Origin of the sequence: Streptomyces cavernae (assembly GCF_004023625.1) — a bacterium.
Classification (GTDB): domain Bacteria; phylum Actinomycetota; class Actinomycetes; order Streptomycetales; family Streptomycetaceae; genus Streptomyces; species Streptomyces cavernae.
The window spans coordinates 20,716-37,096 of record NZ_RPDJ01000026.1 but is presented as its reverse complement, the minus strand read 5'-3'; the positions used below and the strand labels follow the sequence as shown (position 1 = coordinate 37,096).

Sequence of the window (16,381 nt, the reverse complement as noted above, 5' to 3'; positions counted from 1 at the left end):
GGCGATAGGTGCTCGGTGAGGGGGCGGCAGGTGCTCGTGGTGGGGTCGGCAGTGCTCGTGGTGGGGTCGGCAGTGCGTGGTGAGGCCGGCAGTGCTCTGGTGAGGCCGGCGGGTGTGCAATCCGCTGCACCTGGGGAACCGGTCAGACCCCCGGCATATCCTGACCCCGAGTGGCCATCGGCTGACGAAGGAGTCCGAAGGTGCCGGCGATGCTCGATGCCGTGGTGGTGGGTGCGGGGCCGAACGGACTGACGGCCGCCGTCGAGTTGGCCCGCCGCGGCTTCTCCGTGGCCGTGTTCGAGGCCCGGGACACCGTGGGCGGGGGAGCGAGCACCGAGGAGCTGACCCTCCCCGGCTTCCGGCACGACCCGTGCTCCGCCGCGCACCCGCTCGGGATCAACTCGCCCGCCTTCAACGCGATGCCGCTCGAACGCTACGGACTGCGGTGGCTGCACGCCGAACTGCCCATGGCGCACCCCTTCCCGGACGGCACGGCGGCGGTACTGGCGCGCTCGGTGGCCGAGACGGCCGCCTCGTTCGGGCCGCGGGACGCCGGCGCCTACCGCCGGCTCGTCGAGCCGTTCCTCGGCCGGTGGGACACGCTGGTACGGGACTTCATGTCGCTGCCGCTCACCGCACTGCCCCGCGACCCCGTCACCCTCGCCCGCTTCGGCCTGGCCGGACTGCCGCCGTCGACGTGGCTGATGCGCCGCTTCCGCGACGAACGGGCCAAGGCGCTGTTCTCCGGTCTCGTGGCACATGTCATGGCACCGCTCAACGGCTTCGCCACCGGTGCCGTCGGCCTCGTCTTCGCCCTGGCCGCGCACGCGCGGGGCTGGCCCGTCGCGCGCGGCGGCTCCCAGTCCGTCTCCGACGCGCTCGCCGCCTATCTGAAGGACCTCGGTGGCGCGGTCCACACCGACTACGAGGTCAAGCGCCTGGACGACCTGCCGCCCGCCCGCGCGTACGTCTTCGACACCTCACCCACCGCGCTCGCCCGGATCGCCGGCTTCGGGCGCTACTACGACGGGTTCCGGTACGGCCCCGGCGTGTTCAAGATCGACTACGCGCTGGACGGACCCGTGCCATGGACCGCCAAGGAGGCACGCTCCGCCGGCACCGTGCAGATCGGCGCGAGCAGCGCGGAGATCGGCACCGCCCTCCGCGCGGCCTCCCGCGAGGGCCGCGCGCCCGACACACCGTTCCTGATCACCGTGCAGCCCAGCGTCGTCGACCCGTCCCGGGCCCCCGCCGGCAAACAGGTCTTCTGGGTGTACGGGCATGTGCCGGGCGGCTGGACCGGTGATCTGACGGACGCGATCGAACGTCAACTGGAGCGGTTCGCGCCGGGGTTCCGGGACCGCGTGCTCGCGCGGGCGACCGCGGGCCCGCCCGAGTTGGCCGTACGCAACGCCAACTACGTGGGCGGCGACATCGCCTGCGGGGCCACGTCCGGGCTGCAGCTCGTCCTGCGGCCCAAGCTCTCCCTTTTCCCGTACAGCACCCCGCACCCGGCCGTGTTCATCTGCTCCTCGGCGACCCCGCCGGGCCCGGGTGTCCACGGCATGTCGGGGCACAACGCCGCCAAGGCCGTGTGGAGGAGGCTACGCGACTCATGACAACGATCACCCTCGTCCAGGGGGACATCACCCAGGAGACGGTCGACGCGATCGTCAACGCGGCCAACTCCTCACTGCTCGGCGGAGGCGGTGTCGACGGCGCCATCCACCGCCGCGGCGGACCGGAGATCCTCGAGGAGTGCCGCAGGCTGCGCGCTTCCCACTATGGAAAGGGCCTGCCCACGGGCCAGGCCGTCGCCACCACCGCCGGAAAACTGCACGCTCAGTGGGTGATCCACACCGTGGGCCCGGTGTGGTCGGCCTCCGAGGACCGCTCCGACCTGCTGGCCTCCTGCTACGCCCAGTCCCTGAAAGTCGCCGACGACCTCGGCGCGCAGACCGTGGCCTTCCCGGCGGTCTCCATAGGGGTCTACGGCTGGCCGATCGAGGACGGAGCCCGGATCGCGATACGGACCGTACGCGACGCCGACGTACCGGCCGTCGAGGAGGTCCGCTTCGTCCTCTTCGACACCCGCGCGTACAACGCCTTCGTGGACCAGTTGGGCTGAGGGGTCGTCTGCTGGACGCTCGTCCGCGGGATACTCGCCTCGGGATGGTTGTCCGCGGGATGCTCGCCCTCGGGATGGTTGTCCGCGGGATGTTGGTCGGCGGGATGTTCGTCCGCGGGGTACTCGTCCGCAGGGCTCCCGCCCCTCCCCGGCCCCCGAGGCGCCCGGGGAAGGCGGTCGGCCTCCCACGGTCTGCCTCCCACCTACATGTCGGATTCCCGCCAGCCCCGCCTCCTCCCGTGCAAGATGCTTGAGCCATGCGGAACGGGATGCACACCGAGACGGAGCGCTGCGTGCGCGCCGTGCAGTCGAAGGACGCGCGGTTCGACGGCTGGTTCTTCACCGCGGTCCTGACCACCCGGATCTACTGCCGCCCCAGCTGCCCCGTCGTCCCGCCCAAGGCGGAGAACATGACCTTCTACCCGAGCGCTGCCGCCTGTCAGCAGGCCGGATTCCGGGCCTGCAAGCGCTGCCGCCCGGACACCAGCCCGGGCTCCCCGGAGTGGAACCAGCGTGCCGACGTCGTCGCCCGCGCCATGCGGTTGATCGGCGACGGTGTCGTGGACCGCGAGGGCGTGCCCGGTCTCGCCACGCGCCTGGGCTACAGCACCCGGCAGGTCGAGCGCCAACTGCTCGCCGAACTGGGCGCCGGACCCCTCGCGCTGGCCCGGGCGCAGCGCGCACAGACCGCCCGCCTGCTCATCGAGACCACCGGACTGCCCATGGCGGAGATCGCCTTCGCCGCCGGGTTCTCCTCGATCCGCACCTTCAACGACACCGTCCGCGAGGTCTTCGCCCTCTCACCCAGCGACCTGCGCGGCCGGGTTCCGAAGAACGCGCAGTCGGCGGCGGGCAAGACACCGGGTGCGCTCACCCTGCGCCTGCCGTTCCGCGCCCCGCTCAACCCCGACAACCTCTTCGGTCACCTGGCCGCCACCGCCGTACCGGGAGTGGAGGAGTGGCGCGACGGCGCCTACCGGCGCACCCTGCGTCTGCCGTACGGCCACGGCATCGCGGCGCTCACCCCCCGGGCCGATCACATCGCCTGCCGGCTCACCCTCAGTGACCTGCGCGACCTCCCGGTCGCGATCAGCCGCTGCCGCCGCATGCTGGACCTCGACGCCGACCCGGTCGCAGTCGACGACCAGCTGCGCACCGACCCGCTGCTCGCGCCCCTGGTCGACAAGGCGCCCGGCCGCCGCGTACCCCGCACCGTCGATGAGGCCGAGTTCGCGTTGCGGGCCGTGCTCGGCCAGCAGGTCTCCACCGCGGCCGCGCGTACCCACGCCGCTCGCCTCGTCGTGGCGCACGGCGAATCGGTCGAGGACCCGGAGGGCGGCCTCACCCATCTGTTCCCGTCGCCCGAGGCGTTGGCCGCGCTCGACCCCGAGTCACTGGCAATGCCCCGTGGCCGCCGTGCCACCTTCACCACCCTGGCTCGACAACTCGCTGACGGGGCCCTGCACTTGGGCGTCGAAAGCGACTGGGACGAAACCCGCCGGCGCCTTCTGGAGCTGCCCGGGTTCGGGCCCTGGACGGTCGACGTCATTGCGATGCGCGCACTCGGCGACCCCGACGCCTTCCTCCCCACGGACCTCGGAATCCGGCGCGCGGCAAGCGAGTTTGGCCTGCCGTCCACCCCCGCCGCACTCACCGCCCGCGCCGCGGCGTGGCGCCCCTGGCGGGCGTACGCGGTCCAGTACCTCTGGGCCACCGACAGCCACCCGATCAACTTCCTACCGGTATGAGCGTCGACAGCCTGCCCTCCACCGGTCAGCCCTTCACAACCACCCCACCAACGAACCCACCCGGCAGCCACTCCATGAAGCAGAAGATGAAACAACACACGGTCATCGACAGCCCGTACGGCCCTCTCACCCTCGTCGCTTCCGACGGAGTCCTCTGCGGCCTCTACATGGCCGGCCAACGCCACCGCCCCCCGGAAGAGAACTTCGGCGACCGCGACGACACCCCCTTCGCCGAGACCACCGCCCAACTGCGGTCCTACTTCGCGGGCGAGCTCGTGGAGTTCACGGTCCCGCTCGGCATGATCGGCACCCCGTTCCAGCGCAGTGTCTGGGAGCAACTGAGGCGCATCCCCTACGGCGAGACCCGGTCCTACGGCGAACTGGCCCGGGCCCTGGGCAATCCCGGCGCCTCACGTGCGGTGGGGCTGGCCAACGGCAGGAACCCCATCGGCATCATCGTGCCCTGCCACCGGGTCGTGGGCGCCGACGGCAGTCTGACCGGGTACGGCGGCGGCCTGGACCGCAAGCAGCGACTGCTGGACTTCGAACGAGGACTGGCCCCGCGGTAGTGGCGAGCGCGAACGGCGAGGGACGAACGGCGAGGGACGAACGACGAGCGGCGAACGGCGAGCGGCGAACGGCGAGGGCGAGCGGCGAACGGCCCGGCGGCGCAACCTTCCCCCGGCCAGGCGGCGAGCGGCGGGCCGGGAGTGGTGGGTTGGGAGCGGCGGGCCGACGGCTACGTGCCGCGGAGGGACGGCGGGGAGCGGGTGACGGAAGGCCCGCCGCTCCGGGAGGGCGGCTCCGCCGCACGGCTGACAGGACGTCAGGGAATCCGGTGATCGCCGGATGTCGGACGGCCGTGCTCCATGCGGACCTGTTACCTCTGGGTGTGCCCTGGCGGCGGCGACCCCCGCATCGACGAACCGAGGGGCCCACCCGTCCCCGGTCGGCTGCCGCCCCTCGCCCCTGAGAAAGGTCCGGATGAACAAGATCATCGGCGCGACGCTCCTTGCGCTGGTGCTGGCGTCGGCTCCCGCCGCGTCCGCGGCAGCTCCAGCCCCAGTCACCACGAAGTCCGACCAGACCACCGACCGGTACATCGTGTCCCTCGACACCGAGGCGACGGGCGATTTCCAGGCGAACGCAGCCACGGTGGCCGCCGAGCACGCCGACGCCGTGGGCGCCAAGGTTCGGCACGTGTACCGCCACGCCCTCAACGGCTATGCGGCGTCGATGAGTCCCGAGGCGGCCGCCGAAGTCGCCAAGGACCCACGCGTACGTTCCGTGCAGCCCGACCGGCCGGTGCACGCGACCGCCGCCCAGCCGACGCCGACGGGTGTCGCCCGGGTGGGGACGGAGAAGAGCCCCACGGCGGCCATCGACGGTATCGACCAGCGCGTGAATGTGGACGTCGCGGTCATCGACACCGGAATCTCCCTGAAACACCGCGACCTCAACGTCTACCAGGAGGGTGGCAAGAACTGCTGGCTGGGCTGGGACTTCCTGCCCCCGGACGACTTCCACGGTCACGGCACGCACGTCGCGGGCACCATCGGGGCCCTGGACAACAGCAGCGGCGTCGTCGGTGTGGCGCCGGGTGCCCGGCTGTGGCCGGTACGCGTGCTGAGCCCGTTGGGCAGCGGCAGCACCTCGGAGGTCATCTGCGGCATCGACTACGTCACCGAGCACGCCGACGAGATCGAGGTCGTCAACATGAGCCTCGGCGGCGCGGGCACCGACGACGGGAACTGCGGGAAGACCAACAACGACCCGATGCACGAGGCGATCTGCAACTCGGTGGCGCGGGGCGTCACCTACGTCGTGGCCGCGGGCAACGACAACCAGGACGCCGCGAAGATGGTGCCGGCCGCGTACGACGAGGTGATCACGGTCAGCGCCCTGGCCGACTCCGACGGCAAACCGGGTGGTCTCGGCAAGTCGACGAGCTGCGGCTACACCGACCAGGACGACACCTTCGCGAACTTCTCCAACCACGGTGCGGACGTCGACCTGATCGCTCCGGGTGTGTGCATCTACTCCACCTGGCGGTTCGGGGGCTACAACACCATCTCCGGCACCTCGATGGCCGCTCCGCACGCGGCCGGTGGCGCCGCCCTCTACAAGGCCACCCATCCGGGAGCCAGCCCGGCCCAGGTGAAGGCGGCCCTGCAGGCCGCCGGATCCAAGGACTGGATCTGGCCGTCCCAGGACGACGACAACATCCAGGAACCGCTGCTCGACGTTTCCGGGTTCTGATCCCCGTCCGGTGCGACGCGACGGTGGCCCCCGCCTTCCGGGCGGGGGCCACCGTCGCGTCGTCCCCGCTGTGCTTCCCGCGCTTGCGGACCTCGGGAGACCTACGCTGGTGCTGTGACCGGGAAGGCGAGAGCCCGAAGGCGGATGCGCCCAGCGAGAACGGCGCCGACTGCGGCAGTCGTGACCGGTCTGGTCGTCGTGGCCGCGGCGTGCGCCTCGTCGTCGGACTCCCGGCAAGGCCCAAAGGCCGAGTCCACAGAAGTGACCGTCACACCCGCGACGCAAACCGCCGCTCCCGCCTCACCCGCCCTGCCGGGGGACGGGCCCGGCCAGCGCGTGGACGCACCCGCCGGCAGGGTCACCATCACGCTCTCGGCAAGGGCCTACGAGGAAGGGCAGGTCATCTCCGCCCTGATCGCCAACGGTCTGGAGCGGACCGTCCACGCGCAGGATTCCAAGACCGACTGCACCATCGCTTTCCTCCAGCGCGGGCATGGAACGGAATGGGTCGATCTCCTCGCGTGCGCGGTGATGCGGCCGCCCATCACCCTGGCGATCGGCCCGCAGCACGGGCGTACGGTCACCTTCGACCCGTCCAGCAGAAATTTCGCCGCTCTGCCGGAGAGACAGCCGGCCCTCGGCCCCGGGACCTACCGTGTGAAATTCACCTTCCGGCTGAGCCCCGGACCAGAAGGTGAAGAGCGGCTCGCGGCCTTCTCGCCCGTCTTCGCCATCCACTGACTGCCCGGCGCCGGGACGACCGCGGCCCCCGCCCGGAAGGCGGGGGCCGCGGTCGGTTCGTGGCGGAGCCGTTCTGTTCACGCCGCGGGGACGGAGTTCCTCCAGGCCAGGTAGCAGGGCTCGTCCCGGCCGCGTCCGAACTCGACGTACCGCGAGTTGACGTTCGCCACTGCCGTTCCGTTGAGGAGTCCGTATCCGGTGGTGGTGAAGAACTCACCGCACGGTGCCTGCCGGCGGACCGTGAAGTAGTCACCGAAGCGGTTGTTGGTGGGGTTGTGCGTGGCAGCGGCCACGGTCGTGAAGGAGAAGCCACCGGGGCCGGGGCTGAACTGGTCCTTCATGGTGATGGCCGTGGCGACGGCGGGTCCGCCGCCGCCCTTGCGACCGCCCAGGGCGATGGCCAGTCCCTCGTCACCGCGGTCGTTGACACCGGTCGTCGACGTTCCCGCGCACTGGTCGGTGAACCAGATCTCCGGCTGCTGGACGAGTGACAGAGCGCTCTGGCTGCTGCCGACACGGAACCGGGCGCCGCGCACGTAGGCGTGCGGGTGACTGGCGTCGTTGGCCGTGGGCACCCAGACGTTCACGTGGTCGTTCCCGATGGAGGTCCGCACGTTGAATCCCACGATTCCCGTCGCGAGCGGACTCGACCAGTCGGTGTTGTTCGCACCTCCTCGGCAGTCGGCGTCCCCGAAGGTCATCGAGGCGACGTTGACGAACGTCGACAGGACGCTGGCCGAGTTGTCGGCCCAGCTGAACACACGCCACTGGGTGGGGGTGTTGACCCAGGAGAAATACATGACGTCCCGGGCTCCGTGTCCGGGGACGAGAACGCGCTGGCCGCCGGCGTTCGTGAAGTTGACCGAGCTCCCCGAAGCCCCTACACACGAGGCCATCTGGTCGAGGTTGAGTCGTCTGAGCGACGCGCCGAGCCATGCCGTGGGGCTGACCCGGTTGGCGCTGACGTACAGGAAGTCGTTGCTCAGGCCCAGGTGCGGGTAGTCGGGGATGACGTTCGTCGCGCTCGGGTCGAAGTCGAGGGTGTACGAGCAGTTGTCCGCCGCGGGGATGCTGCGGCGGACGAAGACGCGTACGACACCGTTGGTCGCGGAGCTGTTGAGGTACATGACACTGTGGAACGTCACGCTGCGTGAGTGGTCGTAGACGACGTCCGTGTCGCCCCACGGGATCGGCGCCTCGGCGGGCCCGGCCGGGAACGCGGACGCACAGTTCCAGGTCGCTCCGCCGTTGGTGGAGAACTCCTGATGTGACAGGTTGCCGGAGGCGAAGACGTGCGGTCCTTCGTTCGCCGCGGCCGGCTCGGCCAGCGTGCTGCCGGTCCCACAGGTGTTGGTGTTCGCCACCGTGTTCTTGTTGTTCCGTCCGATGACCAGCGTGCCCGGAGCGCGCGTCCCCTTCCTCACGTGCGAGGCCGCGGCAGCCGGCGTCCGGGGGGCCTCGATGTTCTTCTGGGGAACCGAAGCTGCCAGCTTCTCGCGGTTCGCATGCAGCCGCTCCCTGATGGCTTCGGCCTCGGCTGCCGACATCTTCACGGCCGGCCGGAAGTCCTTGGCCTGAACAGGGTTGACCGAAACCGGCTGCGTGCTCTGCGACAGCACCCGCGACCGGGACGGCGCCACATCGTCGGCGCTGACCGACCCGGAGGCGCCGAAGGGGATAAACGCGGCCGACGCCACAAGTCCGATGGCGAGGCAGCGGAGATTCACACGACCACGTGGGGGCATTCAAGCAGTCCTTCTCTGTGATCCAACGTCGTGTTGTCGCAGGCATACTCATGAGCTGCCGCACCCCCGACCGCACGACGCGCCGCTTGCCGCCCGTCAACCAACCTGTTGGACGCTCAGGTGACGACGACGGGCAGCTCTGATCGCCCCCGCACAGCGGTGCTGTGGAGAGATGAAGAGACGGACGACGAGAACTTCCTGAGACCGCCGCGCGGTGGCGCCCTGCCGCGCGGCCAGGTGCGGCGCCGGACGTCGCAGGCCCGGCGGGATTCGTCGGACAGGCCCTACTGGGCGTCGCTCCTGGTGGCCAGCCCGCGCAGCAGCTTCGGCAGCGCCGTGCCGATCGGTTCCCGGACGATCTCGTCGGCGCGGTCGTCGTACGGGGTCGGCTCGGCGTTGACGATGATCAGCCGCGCGCCGTGGTCGGCCGCGAGGCCCGCGAGACCGGCGGCCGGCTGCACCTGCAGACTGCTGCCGACCGCGATGAACACCTGGCACGCCTTGCTGATCGCCGCAGCCTCGCCGAGCACCACCGGGTCGAGCCGCTCACCGAACATCACCGTCGCCGACTTCAGGATTCCACCGCACTCCAGACACGGCGGATCGTCCTCGCCGGCCTCGACCCGCGCGAGCGCGTCCTCCATGGAGCCCTTCGCATGGCACTTGGTGCACACCACGGACCGTGCGCTGCCGTGCAGTTCGAGCACCTTGCGGGCGGACAGCCCGGCACGCTGGTGCAGCCCGTCCACGTTCTGAGTGAGCACCCGCACGGGCACCCCGGCCCGCTCCAGCTCGGCCACGGCCAGGTGCGCGGCATTGGGCTCCGCCCGCAGCGTCCGGTTCTTCCGCCGCATCTGCCACGAGCGCCGGCGGATCTCCGGGTCCCCCATGTAGTACTCGTACGTCACCAGCTTCTCGGCCGCGGGGTCCCGCCGCCACAGCCCGTTCGGCCCGCGGTAGTCCGGAATGCCGCTGTCGGTGGAGATACCGGCGCCACTGAGGATCGCGACGAGGGGTTTGCTCATGGGGCCGAGGGTAGGACGCCCGTCCGCCCGGTGCGAACGGATATCGGACCCGCTCCGCGGCGGCCCCCGGCGGGGCGTCGCAGCCCATCACGGTCCCGGTCGCGGTCCACCGCGGATCTCACGCCCCGTTCCGGCCCACCCGGTGGCCGTTCTCCAGCTCCACCGTCCCCCCGCCCTCCGCCAGGACGTCCAGGGCCGCCAGGATCCGGTGGCCCAGGGGCACCGAGACGTACTCCGTGATCTCGTCGCGCGGTACCAGGCGCCAGGACAGCAGTTCCTCCTCCTGGAGGCGGATGGACTGGAAGTCGCTCTCGTCGAGGACGCCGCCGTCGTAGAGATAGGCGACCACAGGCGGTCGGGCCTCGCCGTGCACCCAGTCCACGGCCAGCAGAGCGCCCAGGGTGATGTCGAGGCCGATCTCCTCGAGCGTCTCCCGCCGAGCCCCCTGCCGGGGGGTCTCCCCGTCGTCCGACTCGACGGTCCCGCCCGGAAGCGCCCACCCCGCACGGTAGTTGGGCTCCACGAGCAACACCCGCCCGCTGTCGTCCCGGATGAGCGCGGCGGCCCCGGCGAGCACCCGGGGGAGGCCTGCGATGTACGTGGCGAAGTCTTGGATGGTCACTCAGGCAGGGTAACGAGGTGCCGAAAGGTAACGGGTCCGCTCGACGGACCCAGCCGTCCCGGTCCACCATCGCCGCCGTCACCCGTCCCGGCCCACCGACGCCACCGTCAGCCCTCCTCACCCACCAACGCCACCGTCCTTGCCGCCAGTTCGCTGATCCGTACCCCGTCGAACCCGAACACGGCACTGCGCACCCGGTCTTCCAAAGGGTCCTTCCACTGGGCCGGGACGGCCGCCGCCCCGCACAGCACACCGACGACCGAACCGGCCGTCGCACCGTTGGAGTCGGTGTCCAGGCCGCCGCGGACGGTCAGTGCGATGGTCCGGGTGAAGTCGCCGTCGCCGTACAGCAGGCCGGCGGTGAGGACGGCGGCGTTCGGCACGGTGTGGATCCAGCCGAGTCCGGACGTCTCCTTGGCCATCGTCGCCAGCGTCTCCTCCCAGCCGAGCCCGGTCTCGTGCAGCGCGAGGACCCTGCGCACGGTCCGCGCCAGTCGGCTGCTCGCCGGGATCACCGTCAGCGCGGTGTCCAGCGCGTGCCGCACGGTGGGCGCGGTGAACGCCGCCGAGATCAGCGCGGCCGCCCACATCGCCCCGTACACGCCGTTGCCGGTGTGGGACAGCACGGCGTCCCGGCGGGCCAGGGCGGCCGCGCGCCGGGGCAGTCCGGGGGAGGTCCAGCCGAAGACGTCGGCGCGGATGAGCGCACCGATCCACTCCTGGTACGGGTTGTCGTACGTGGCGGTGAGCGGCGGCTTGAGGCCGTTGGCGAGGTTGCGGTACGCAGCGCGCTCCGCCGTGAACGTCTGCAGGTACGGCAGCCGCAGCAGCCACAGATCGCCCACCTGCTCGGTGCTGAAGGTGAAGCCGTGCGTCTCGAGCAGGTGCAGGCCGAGGATGGCGTAGTCGATGTCGTCGTCCCGGCAGCTGCCGTGGATCTGCCCGCGGACGCAAGCCGGCCACTCGGGCCGCAGCGCGGAGTCGTCGACCCCGGCCGTCGGGGGCGGCAGATAGTCGGTCAGCGGCAGCGCGTCGGTCTGCCGCAGGTAGTGGTCGATGCGCTCGCGCGTCCAGTGGTCACCCTGTTCCACCGGCTTGCCCAGCATGTTGCCCGCGATCCGGCCCAGCCAGCCCCCGAGGACGCGGTCGCCGAGATCGGAATCCACAGGTGTCATAGCTACGGTGTACCGAATCCGCGGCCCGCGCGCGCGGGATGCATGGCATGACATCGTTGGCGGGACCAGGACGACGAGGCATGACGGAGTGCTCCCGTGCCGGTTAAGGTCGCAGCGGCGCGACTGCCTTGACATGTGCAAGGCCCGGAGAGCAAGGGGATGCAGGTGCCGGACGCTGTGACGATGCAGGTTCTGATCGCCGCGGACAAGTTCAAGGGCTCGCTGACGGCCGTCCAGGTCGCCGAGCGGGTGACGGCGGGACTGCGCCGGGTCGTGCCGGACGCCGCGGTGGAGTCACTGCCGGTGGCCGACGGCGGCGACGGCACGGTCGCCGCGGCGGTCGCGGCCGGGTTCGAGCGCCGCGAACGGAGGGTGGCGGGCCCCCTCGGGGCGGAGACCACCGCGGCGTACGCGCTGCGCGGGGACACGGCCGTGGTGGAGATGGCCGAAGCGAGCGGACTGCAGCGGCTGCCGAGGGGCGTCTTCGCGCCCCTGACGGCCACCACCTACGGCTCGGGCGAACTGCTGCGGGCCGCGCTCGACGACGGGGCGCGCACCATCGTCTTCGGTGTGGGCGGCAGTGCCACCACGGACGGCGGCGCGGGCATGCTGACCGCGCTCGGCGCACGCTTCCTGAACGAGGACGGCGATCCCGTGGCCCCCGGCGGCGGGGGCCTCGCCGACCTGTCCACCGCCGACCTCTCGGGACTCGACCCGCGCCTCGACGAGGTCGAGCTGGTGCTCGCCAGCGACGTCGACAACCCATTGACCGGGCCCAAGGGCGCGCCGGCGGTGTACGGGCCCCAGAAGGGCGCCGGACCCGATGACGTGGAGGCCCTGGACGCCGCCCTGACGCGCTTCGCGACGGTCCTCGAGGCGTCCATCGGGCCCAAGGCGCTCGAGTACGCCCAGGCGCCCGGTGCGGGCGCCGCGGGCGGCATCGGGTACGGGGCGCTGCTCCTCGGTGCGCGTTTCCGGCCCGGTATCGAGGTCATGCTGGACGTCCTCGGCTTCGCACCCGCCCTGGAGCGGGCCTCGCTGGTGATCACCGGGGAGGGCTCGCTGGACGAGCAGACGCTGCACGGGAAGGCGCCCGCGGGAGTCGCGGCGGCGGCGCGGGCGGCGGGCAAGGAGGTCGTCGCGGTGTGCGGGCGGCTGGCGCTGCCGCCGGAGGCACTGGAGCGGGCCGGCTTCGGGCGCGCGTACCCCCTCACCGAGGTCGAACCGGACGTCGCGCGGTGCATCGCGGAGGCCGGGCCGATCCTGGAGCGGGTGGGGGAGCGGATCGCCCGGGATTTCCTGAGCTGAACCCGGACCGAACGCCTGCGGGCCGCACGCACCACCACACCCCGCTCCCTGATCCGGATCACAACCCCGGACAGGCCCTGGACCGCTCCGGCCTCGGCGCTGTCCTCAGCTTCGACGCGAAAGGGCCCCGGACCACGAAGGTCCGGGGCCCTCACCCGTCTCACGGGCGTACCGCCCGGCTAGGGCAGCTGTGCCGCCCGAGCCTCCCGCCGGTTGTCACGGAAGGTGTTCACCCGGCGCGCCGTGGCGAACAGCGGGATCGTCGCCGCCATCACGATCTGCAGCGCACAGCCCATCTGCAGCAGCACCTGGCCGCCCGGCGCGTCGAACGCCCACGCCGCCAGCATGCCCATGGCCGACACGATCCAGCCGAGCATCGCCACCGCGAGGACGCCCCGCGGCTTCGGGTACTCGACCCGGCTCACCATCAGCCACGCGGTACCGACGACCGCCAGCAGTGTCGCCTCGAACGGCAGCTCGAGCAGCACGATAGAGACGACCGTGAGTGCACCGAATGGCGATGGCATGCCCTGGAACGTGCCGTCCTTCACGGTGACGCACGAGAAGCGGGCAAGCCGCAGCACCACCGCCAACAGCACAACGATCGCGCCCACCGCCGCGACCCGCTCATGCGCGTCCCTCGCGACCATGCCGTACACGAGCACGAAGTAGGCGGGCGCCAGGCCGAAGCTGATCAGGTCGGAGAGGTTGTCCAGCTCCGCGCCCATCGGCGAGGACCGCAGCTTGCGGGCGACCAGACCGTCGAAGAGGTCGAAGACCGCAGCGCAGAGCATCAGGATGACCGCGGTGGCGGCGCTATGGCGGGCCATGCCCGACTCGTCGCTGCCCGTGAGGTGCGGGATCAGGATGCCGGTGGTGGTGAAGTACACCGCCATGAAGCCGCAGGTGGCGTTGCCGAGTGTGAGGGTGTCCGCTATCGACAGGCGCAGAGAGAGGGGCATCTCCTCCTCGTCGTCCACCTCGTCGGCCTCCGGAACCCAGCCGGCCTGCGTCTGGGGATCAACCACGGTCAATGCGAGTCACCCCAGCCACTGTCTTCTGGCCGACCTCCACGTCGACCTCGATGCCCTCGGGGAGGTAGATGTCGACGCGCGAGCCGAAACGGATGAGGCCGATCCGGTCACCCTGCTCGACCTTCGTGCCCTGCGGAATGTACGGCACGATTCGGCGCGCGACCGCACCCGCGATCTGCACCATCTCGATGTCGCCGAGCTCGGTGTCGAAGTGCCAGACGACGCGCTCGTTGTTCTCGCTCTCCTTGTTGAACGCCGGAACGAACCCACCGGGGATGTGCTCGACCGAGGTCACCGTGCCGGAGAGGGGTGCGCGGTTGACGTGTACGTTGAGCGGGCTCATGAAGATCGCGACGCGGGTGCGCCCGTCCTTCCACGGCATGATGCTCTGCACCACACCGTCGGCCGGCGAGATCACTCGGCCGGTGGCGATCTCGCGCTCGGGGTCGCGGAAGAACCACAGCATCCCCGCCGCGAGCGCGGTGGCGGGAACGGCGACGGCCTTGGCGGCACCCGAGCGGCGGGCACGGACGAGGCTGAGGGCTGCGGTGGCGACGGTCGGGAGAAGCCACGGCGATGCTCCGCGCGCGAGTCGTACGCCGACCAGGCTGTCGCGTGGTGCAGAGGTTTGGCTGTGGGGCATGGATGACCTTCGTAGCGGATGGCGCCGCTTCTGGTAACGGGGGACGGCGGCTTTCCCGGGATCGTATCGGTTGCGAGCCGCAACTGGGCAAGCGAAGCTGAGGACTCGGCCGCCGAAGCGTGCTGACGGGGTGTGATCTTCGCCGCGAAGAAAACACCCCATACCTCAACATCTATCCCTGGAACCGATACTCTTCGAGCAGTCGGCGCCCAATGATCATTTTTTGGATTTCGGCTGTACCCTCACCGATCAGCAGCATCGGTGCCTCACGGTAGAGGCGCTCGATCTCGTACTCCTTGGAGAAGCCGTAGCCGCCGTGGATCCGGAAGGCATCCTCGACGACCTCCTTGCAGTACTCGGAGGCGAGGTACTTCGCCATCCCTGCCTCTAGGTCGTTTCGCTCACCGGAGTCCTTTTTGCGTGCCGCGTTGACCATCATGGCATGAGCGGCCTCGACCTTGGTAGCCATCTCCGCCAGCTTGAACTGAATCGCCTGGTGCTGGGCGATCTGCTTGCCGAAGGTGTGCCGCTGCTGGGCGTAGGCGACACCGAGCTCGAAGGCGCGCTGGGCGACTCCGCAGCCACGTGCCGCGACATTGACGCGGCCGACCTCGACGCCGTCCATCATCTGGTAGAAGCCCCGGCCGGTCGTCCCGCCGAGCACCCGGTTCTGCGGAACACGCAGGCCGTCCATGATGAGTTCGGTGGTGTCGACGCCCTTGTAGCCCATCTTCTCGATCTTCCCGGGGACGGTCAGCCCGGGCCGCACCTCGCCGAAGCCCGGCTCCTTCTCCACCAGGAAGGTCGTCATCGACTTGTGCGGTGCGGTGCCCTCCGGGTGTCCTTCGTCACTCTTGACGAGCACCGCCACCAAGTTGGCCGAGCCGCCGTTCGTCAGCCACATCTTCTGGCCGGTCAGAACGTATTCGTCACCGTCCTTGACCGCCTTCGATGTGATGGCCGACACATCGGAGCCGAGACCCGGTTCCGACATCGAGAAGGCACCGCGAATCTCCCCGAGCGCCATCTTGGGCAGGAAGTGGTTCTTCTGCTCGTCGGTGCCGTGCTGCTTGAGCATGTACGCCACGATGAAGTGGGTGTTGATGATGCCCGAGACGGACATCCAGCCGCGGGCGATCTCCTCCACGCACAGCGCGTACGTGAGCAGCGACTCGCCCAGACCCCCGTACTCCTCGGGGATCATCAGCCCGAACAGGCCCAACTCCTTGAGCCCGTCGACGATCTGCTGCGGGTACTCGTCGCGGTGCTCCAGCTCGGTGGCGACCGGGATGATCTCCTTGTCCACGAAGTCGCGGACGGTGGAGAGGATCTCCTGCTGGATGTCGGTCAGACCGTGGGTCTGGGCGAGTCGCGCCATGGCTACTTCTCCTGCGCCTTCAGCTCGGAACGAGAGGGGTCGTCCCGCAGGGACGTCGTTTGAGGGTGGTGGTGGGAGACGGGCGGGCGGCCGGGCTGTTCGCCGCCGCGCTCCTTGATGTAGGTCTCGGTGGGCACCATCACCTTGCGGCGGAACACGCACACCAGCGTGCCGTCCTGCTTGTAGCCCTTGGTCTCCACGTGCACGATGCCGCGGTCGTTCTTCGACTTTGACGGCCATTTGTCGAGCACGGTCGTCTCGCCGTAGATCGTGTCCCCGTGGAAGGTCGGCGCCACGTGCTTCAGCGACTCGATCTCCAGGTTGGCGATCGCCTTGCCGGAGATGTCCGGCACGGACATGCCGAGGAGCAACGAGTAGATGTAGTTGCCCACCACGACGTTCTTGCCGAAGTCCGTGGTGTTCTCGGCGTAGTTGGCGTCCATGTGGAGCGGGTGATGGTTCATGGTGAGGAGACAGAAGAGGTGGTCGTCGTACTCGGTGACCGTCTTGCCCGGCCAGTGCTTGTACGTCGCCCCGACCTCGAACTCCTCGTAGGTGCGCCCGAACTGCATCGC

The 16,381-nt window shown here is 70.3% G+C and carries 15 protein-coding genes; 7 read left to right on the top strand and 8 right to left on the bottom strand.

The features are described 5' to 3' along the window. Positions 1-209 precede the first annotated feature (209 nt). The 6 genes from EF387_RS30825 to EF387_RS30800 all read left to right on the top strand — a co-directional run bounded on the left by EF387_RS30825 (position 210) and on the right by EF387_RS30800 (position 6,876). On the top strand, positions 210-1,619 hold the full coding sequence (locus EF387_RS30825; RefSeq protein ID WP_128380064.1) for a phytoene desaturase family protein: 1,410 nt from the start codon (positions 210-212) through the stop codon (positions 1,617-1,619). Then, positions 1,616-2,128, top strand: coding sequence for an O-acetyl-ADP-ribose deacetylase (locus EF387_RS30820; RefSeq protein WP_128379930.1), 513 nt, complete (start codon positions 1,616-1,618; stop codon positions 2,126-2,128). Before EF387_RS30825 ends, EF387_RS30820 begins: the two co-directional genes overlap by 4 nt. 269 nt (positions 2,129-2,397) lie before the next feature. Continuing rightward, positions 2,398-3,876, top strand: a complete 1,479-nt coding sequence (locus EF387_RS30815; RefSeq protein WP_128380063.1) for an AlkA N-terminal domain-containing protein — start codon at positions 2,398-2,400, stop codon at positions 3,874-3,876. Between the two features lie 86 nt (positions 3,877-3,962). Further along, positions 3,963-4,445: a methylated-DNA--[protein]-cysteine S-methyltransferase gene (locus EF387_RS30810; protein WP_128379929.1), complete on the top strand. Its 483-nt coding sequence runs from the start codon at positions 3,963-3,965 to the stop codon at positions 4,443-4,445. Between the two features lie 415 nt (positions 4,446-4,860). Then, a complete protein-coding gene (locus EF387_RS30805) occupies positions 4,861-6,135 on the top strand; it encodes a S8 family serine peptidase (RefSeq protein WP_128379928.1) in 1,275 nt (424 codons plus the stop codon). A 180-nt stretch (positions 6,136-6,315) separates the two neighbouring features. Beyond that, positions 6,316-6,876: a hypothetical protein gene (locus EF387_RS30800; protein ID WP_128379927.1), complete on the top strand. Its 561-nt coding sequence runs from the start codon at positions 6,316-6,318 to the stop codon at positions 6,874-6,876. 77 nt (positions 6,877-6,953) lie between these two features. Here the strand turns inward: EF387_RS30800 and EF387_RS30795 are convergent, their stop codons facing one another. From EF387_RS30795 to EF387_RS30780, 4 genes are all read right to left on the bottom strand, one after another. After that, a complete protein-coding gene (locus tag EF387_RS30795) occupies positions 6,954-8,621 on the bottom strand; it encodes a hypothetical protein (RefSeq protein ID WP_128379926.1) in 1,668 nt (555 codons plus the stop codon). Between the two features lie 284 nt (positions 8,622-8,905). After that, on the bottom strand, positions 8,906-9,646 hold the full coding sequence (locus EF387_RS30790) for an SIR2 family NAD-dependent protein deacylase (RefSeq protein ID WP_128379925.1): 741 nt from the start codon (positions 9,644-9,646) through the stop codon (positions 8,906-8,908). 118 nt (positions 9,647-9,764) lie between these two features. Further along, positions 9,765-10,268, bottom strand: coding sequence for an NUDIX domain-containing protein (locus EF387_RS30785; protein WP_128379924.1), 504 nt, complete (start codon positions 10,266-10,268; stop codon positions 9,765-9,767). 107 nt (positions 10,269-10,375) lie between these two features. Beyond that, positions 10,376-11,443, bottom strand: a complete 1,068-nt coding sequence (locus EF387_RS30780; protein WP_128379923.1) for an ADP-ribosylglycohydrolase family protein — start codon at positions 11,441-11,443, stop codon at positions 10,376-10,378. A gap of 183 nt (positions 11,444-11,626) precedes the next feature. On the opposite strand from EF387_RS30780, the gene EF387_RS30775 reads away from it, so the two are divergent. Beyond that, positions 11,627-12,751, top strand: coding sequence for a glycerate kinase (locus EF387_RS30775; protein ID WP_128379922.1), 1,125 nt, complete (start codon positions 11,627-11,629; stop codon positions 12,749-12,751). 179 nt (positions 12,752-12,930) lie between these two features. Here EF387_RS30775 and pssA read toward each other — a convergent pair whose 3' ends face one another. From pssA to EF387_RS30755, 4 genes are all read right to left on the bottom strand, one after another. Further along, positions 12,931-13,785: a CDP-diacylglycerol--serine O-phosphatidyltransferase gene (gene pssA, locus EF387_RS30770; protein WP_128379921.1), complete on the bottom strand. Its 855-nt coding sequence runs from the start codon at positions 13,783-13,785 to the stop codon at positions 12,931-12,933. Beyond that, positions 13,772-14,428, bottom strand: coding sequence for a phosphatidylserine decarboxylase (locus EF387_RS30765; RefSeq protein WP_128379920.1), 657 nt, complete (start codon positions 14,426-14,428; stop codon positions 13,772-13,774). The genes pssA and EF387_RS30765 overlap by 14 nt, the downstream gene beginning before the upstream one ends. A gap of 172 nt (positions 14,429-14,600) precedes the next feature. Next, positions 14,601-15,806 (bottom strand): acyl-CoA dehydrogenase family protein, encoded by a 1,206-nt coding sequence (locus EF387_RS30760; protein WP_128379919.1) that lies wholly within the window; start codon positions 15,804-15,806, stop codon positions 14,601-14,603. 2 nt (positions 15,807-15,808) lie between these two features. Continuing rightward, positions 15,809-16,378, bottom strand: coding sequence for a MaoC family dehydratase (locus EF387_RS30755; protein ID WP_128380062.1), 570 nt, complete (start codon positions 16,376-16,378; stop codon positions 15,809-15,811). Positions 16,379-16,381 lie beyond the last annotated feature (3 nt).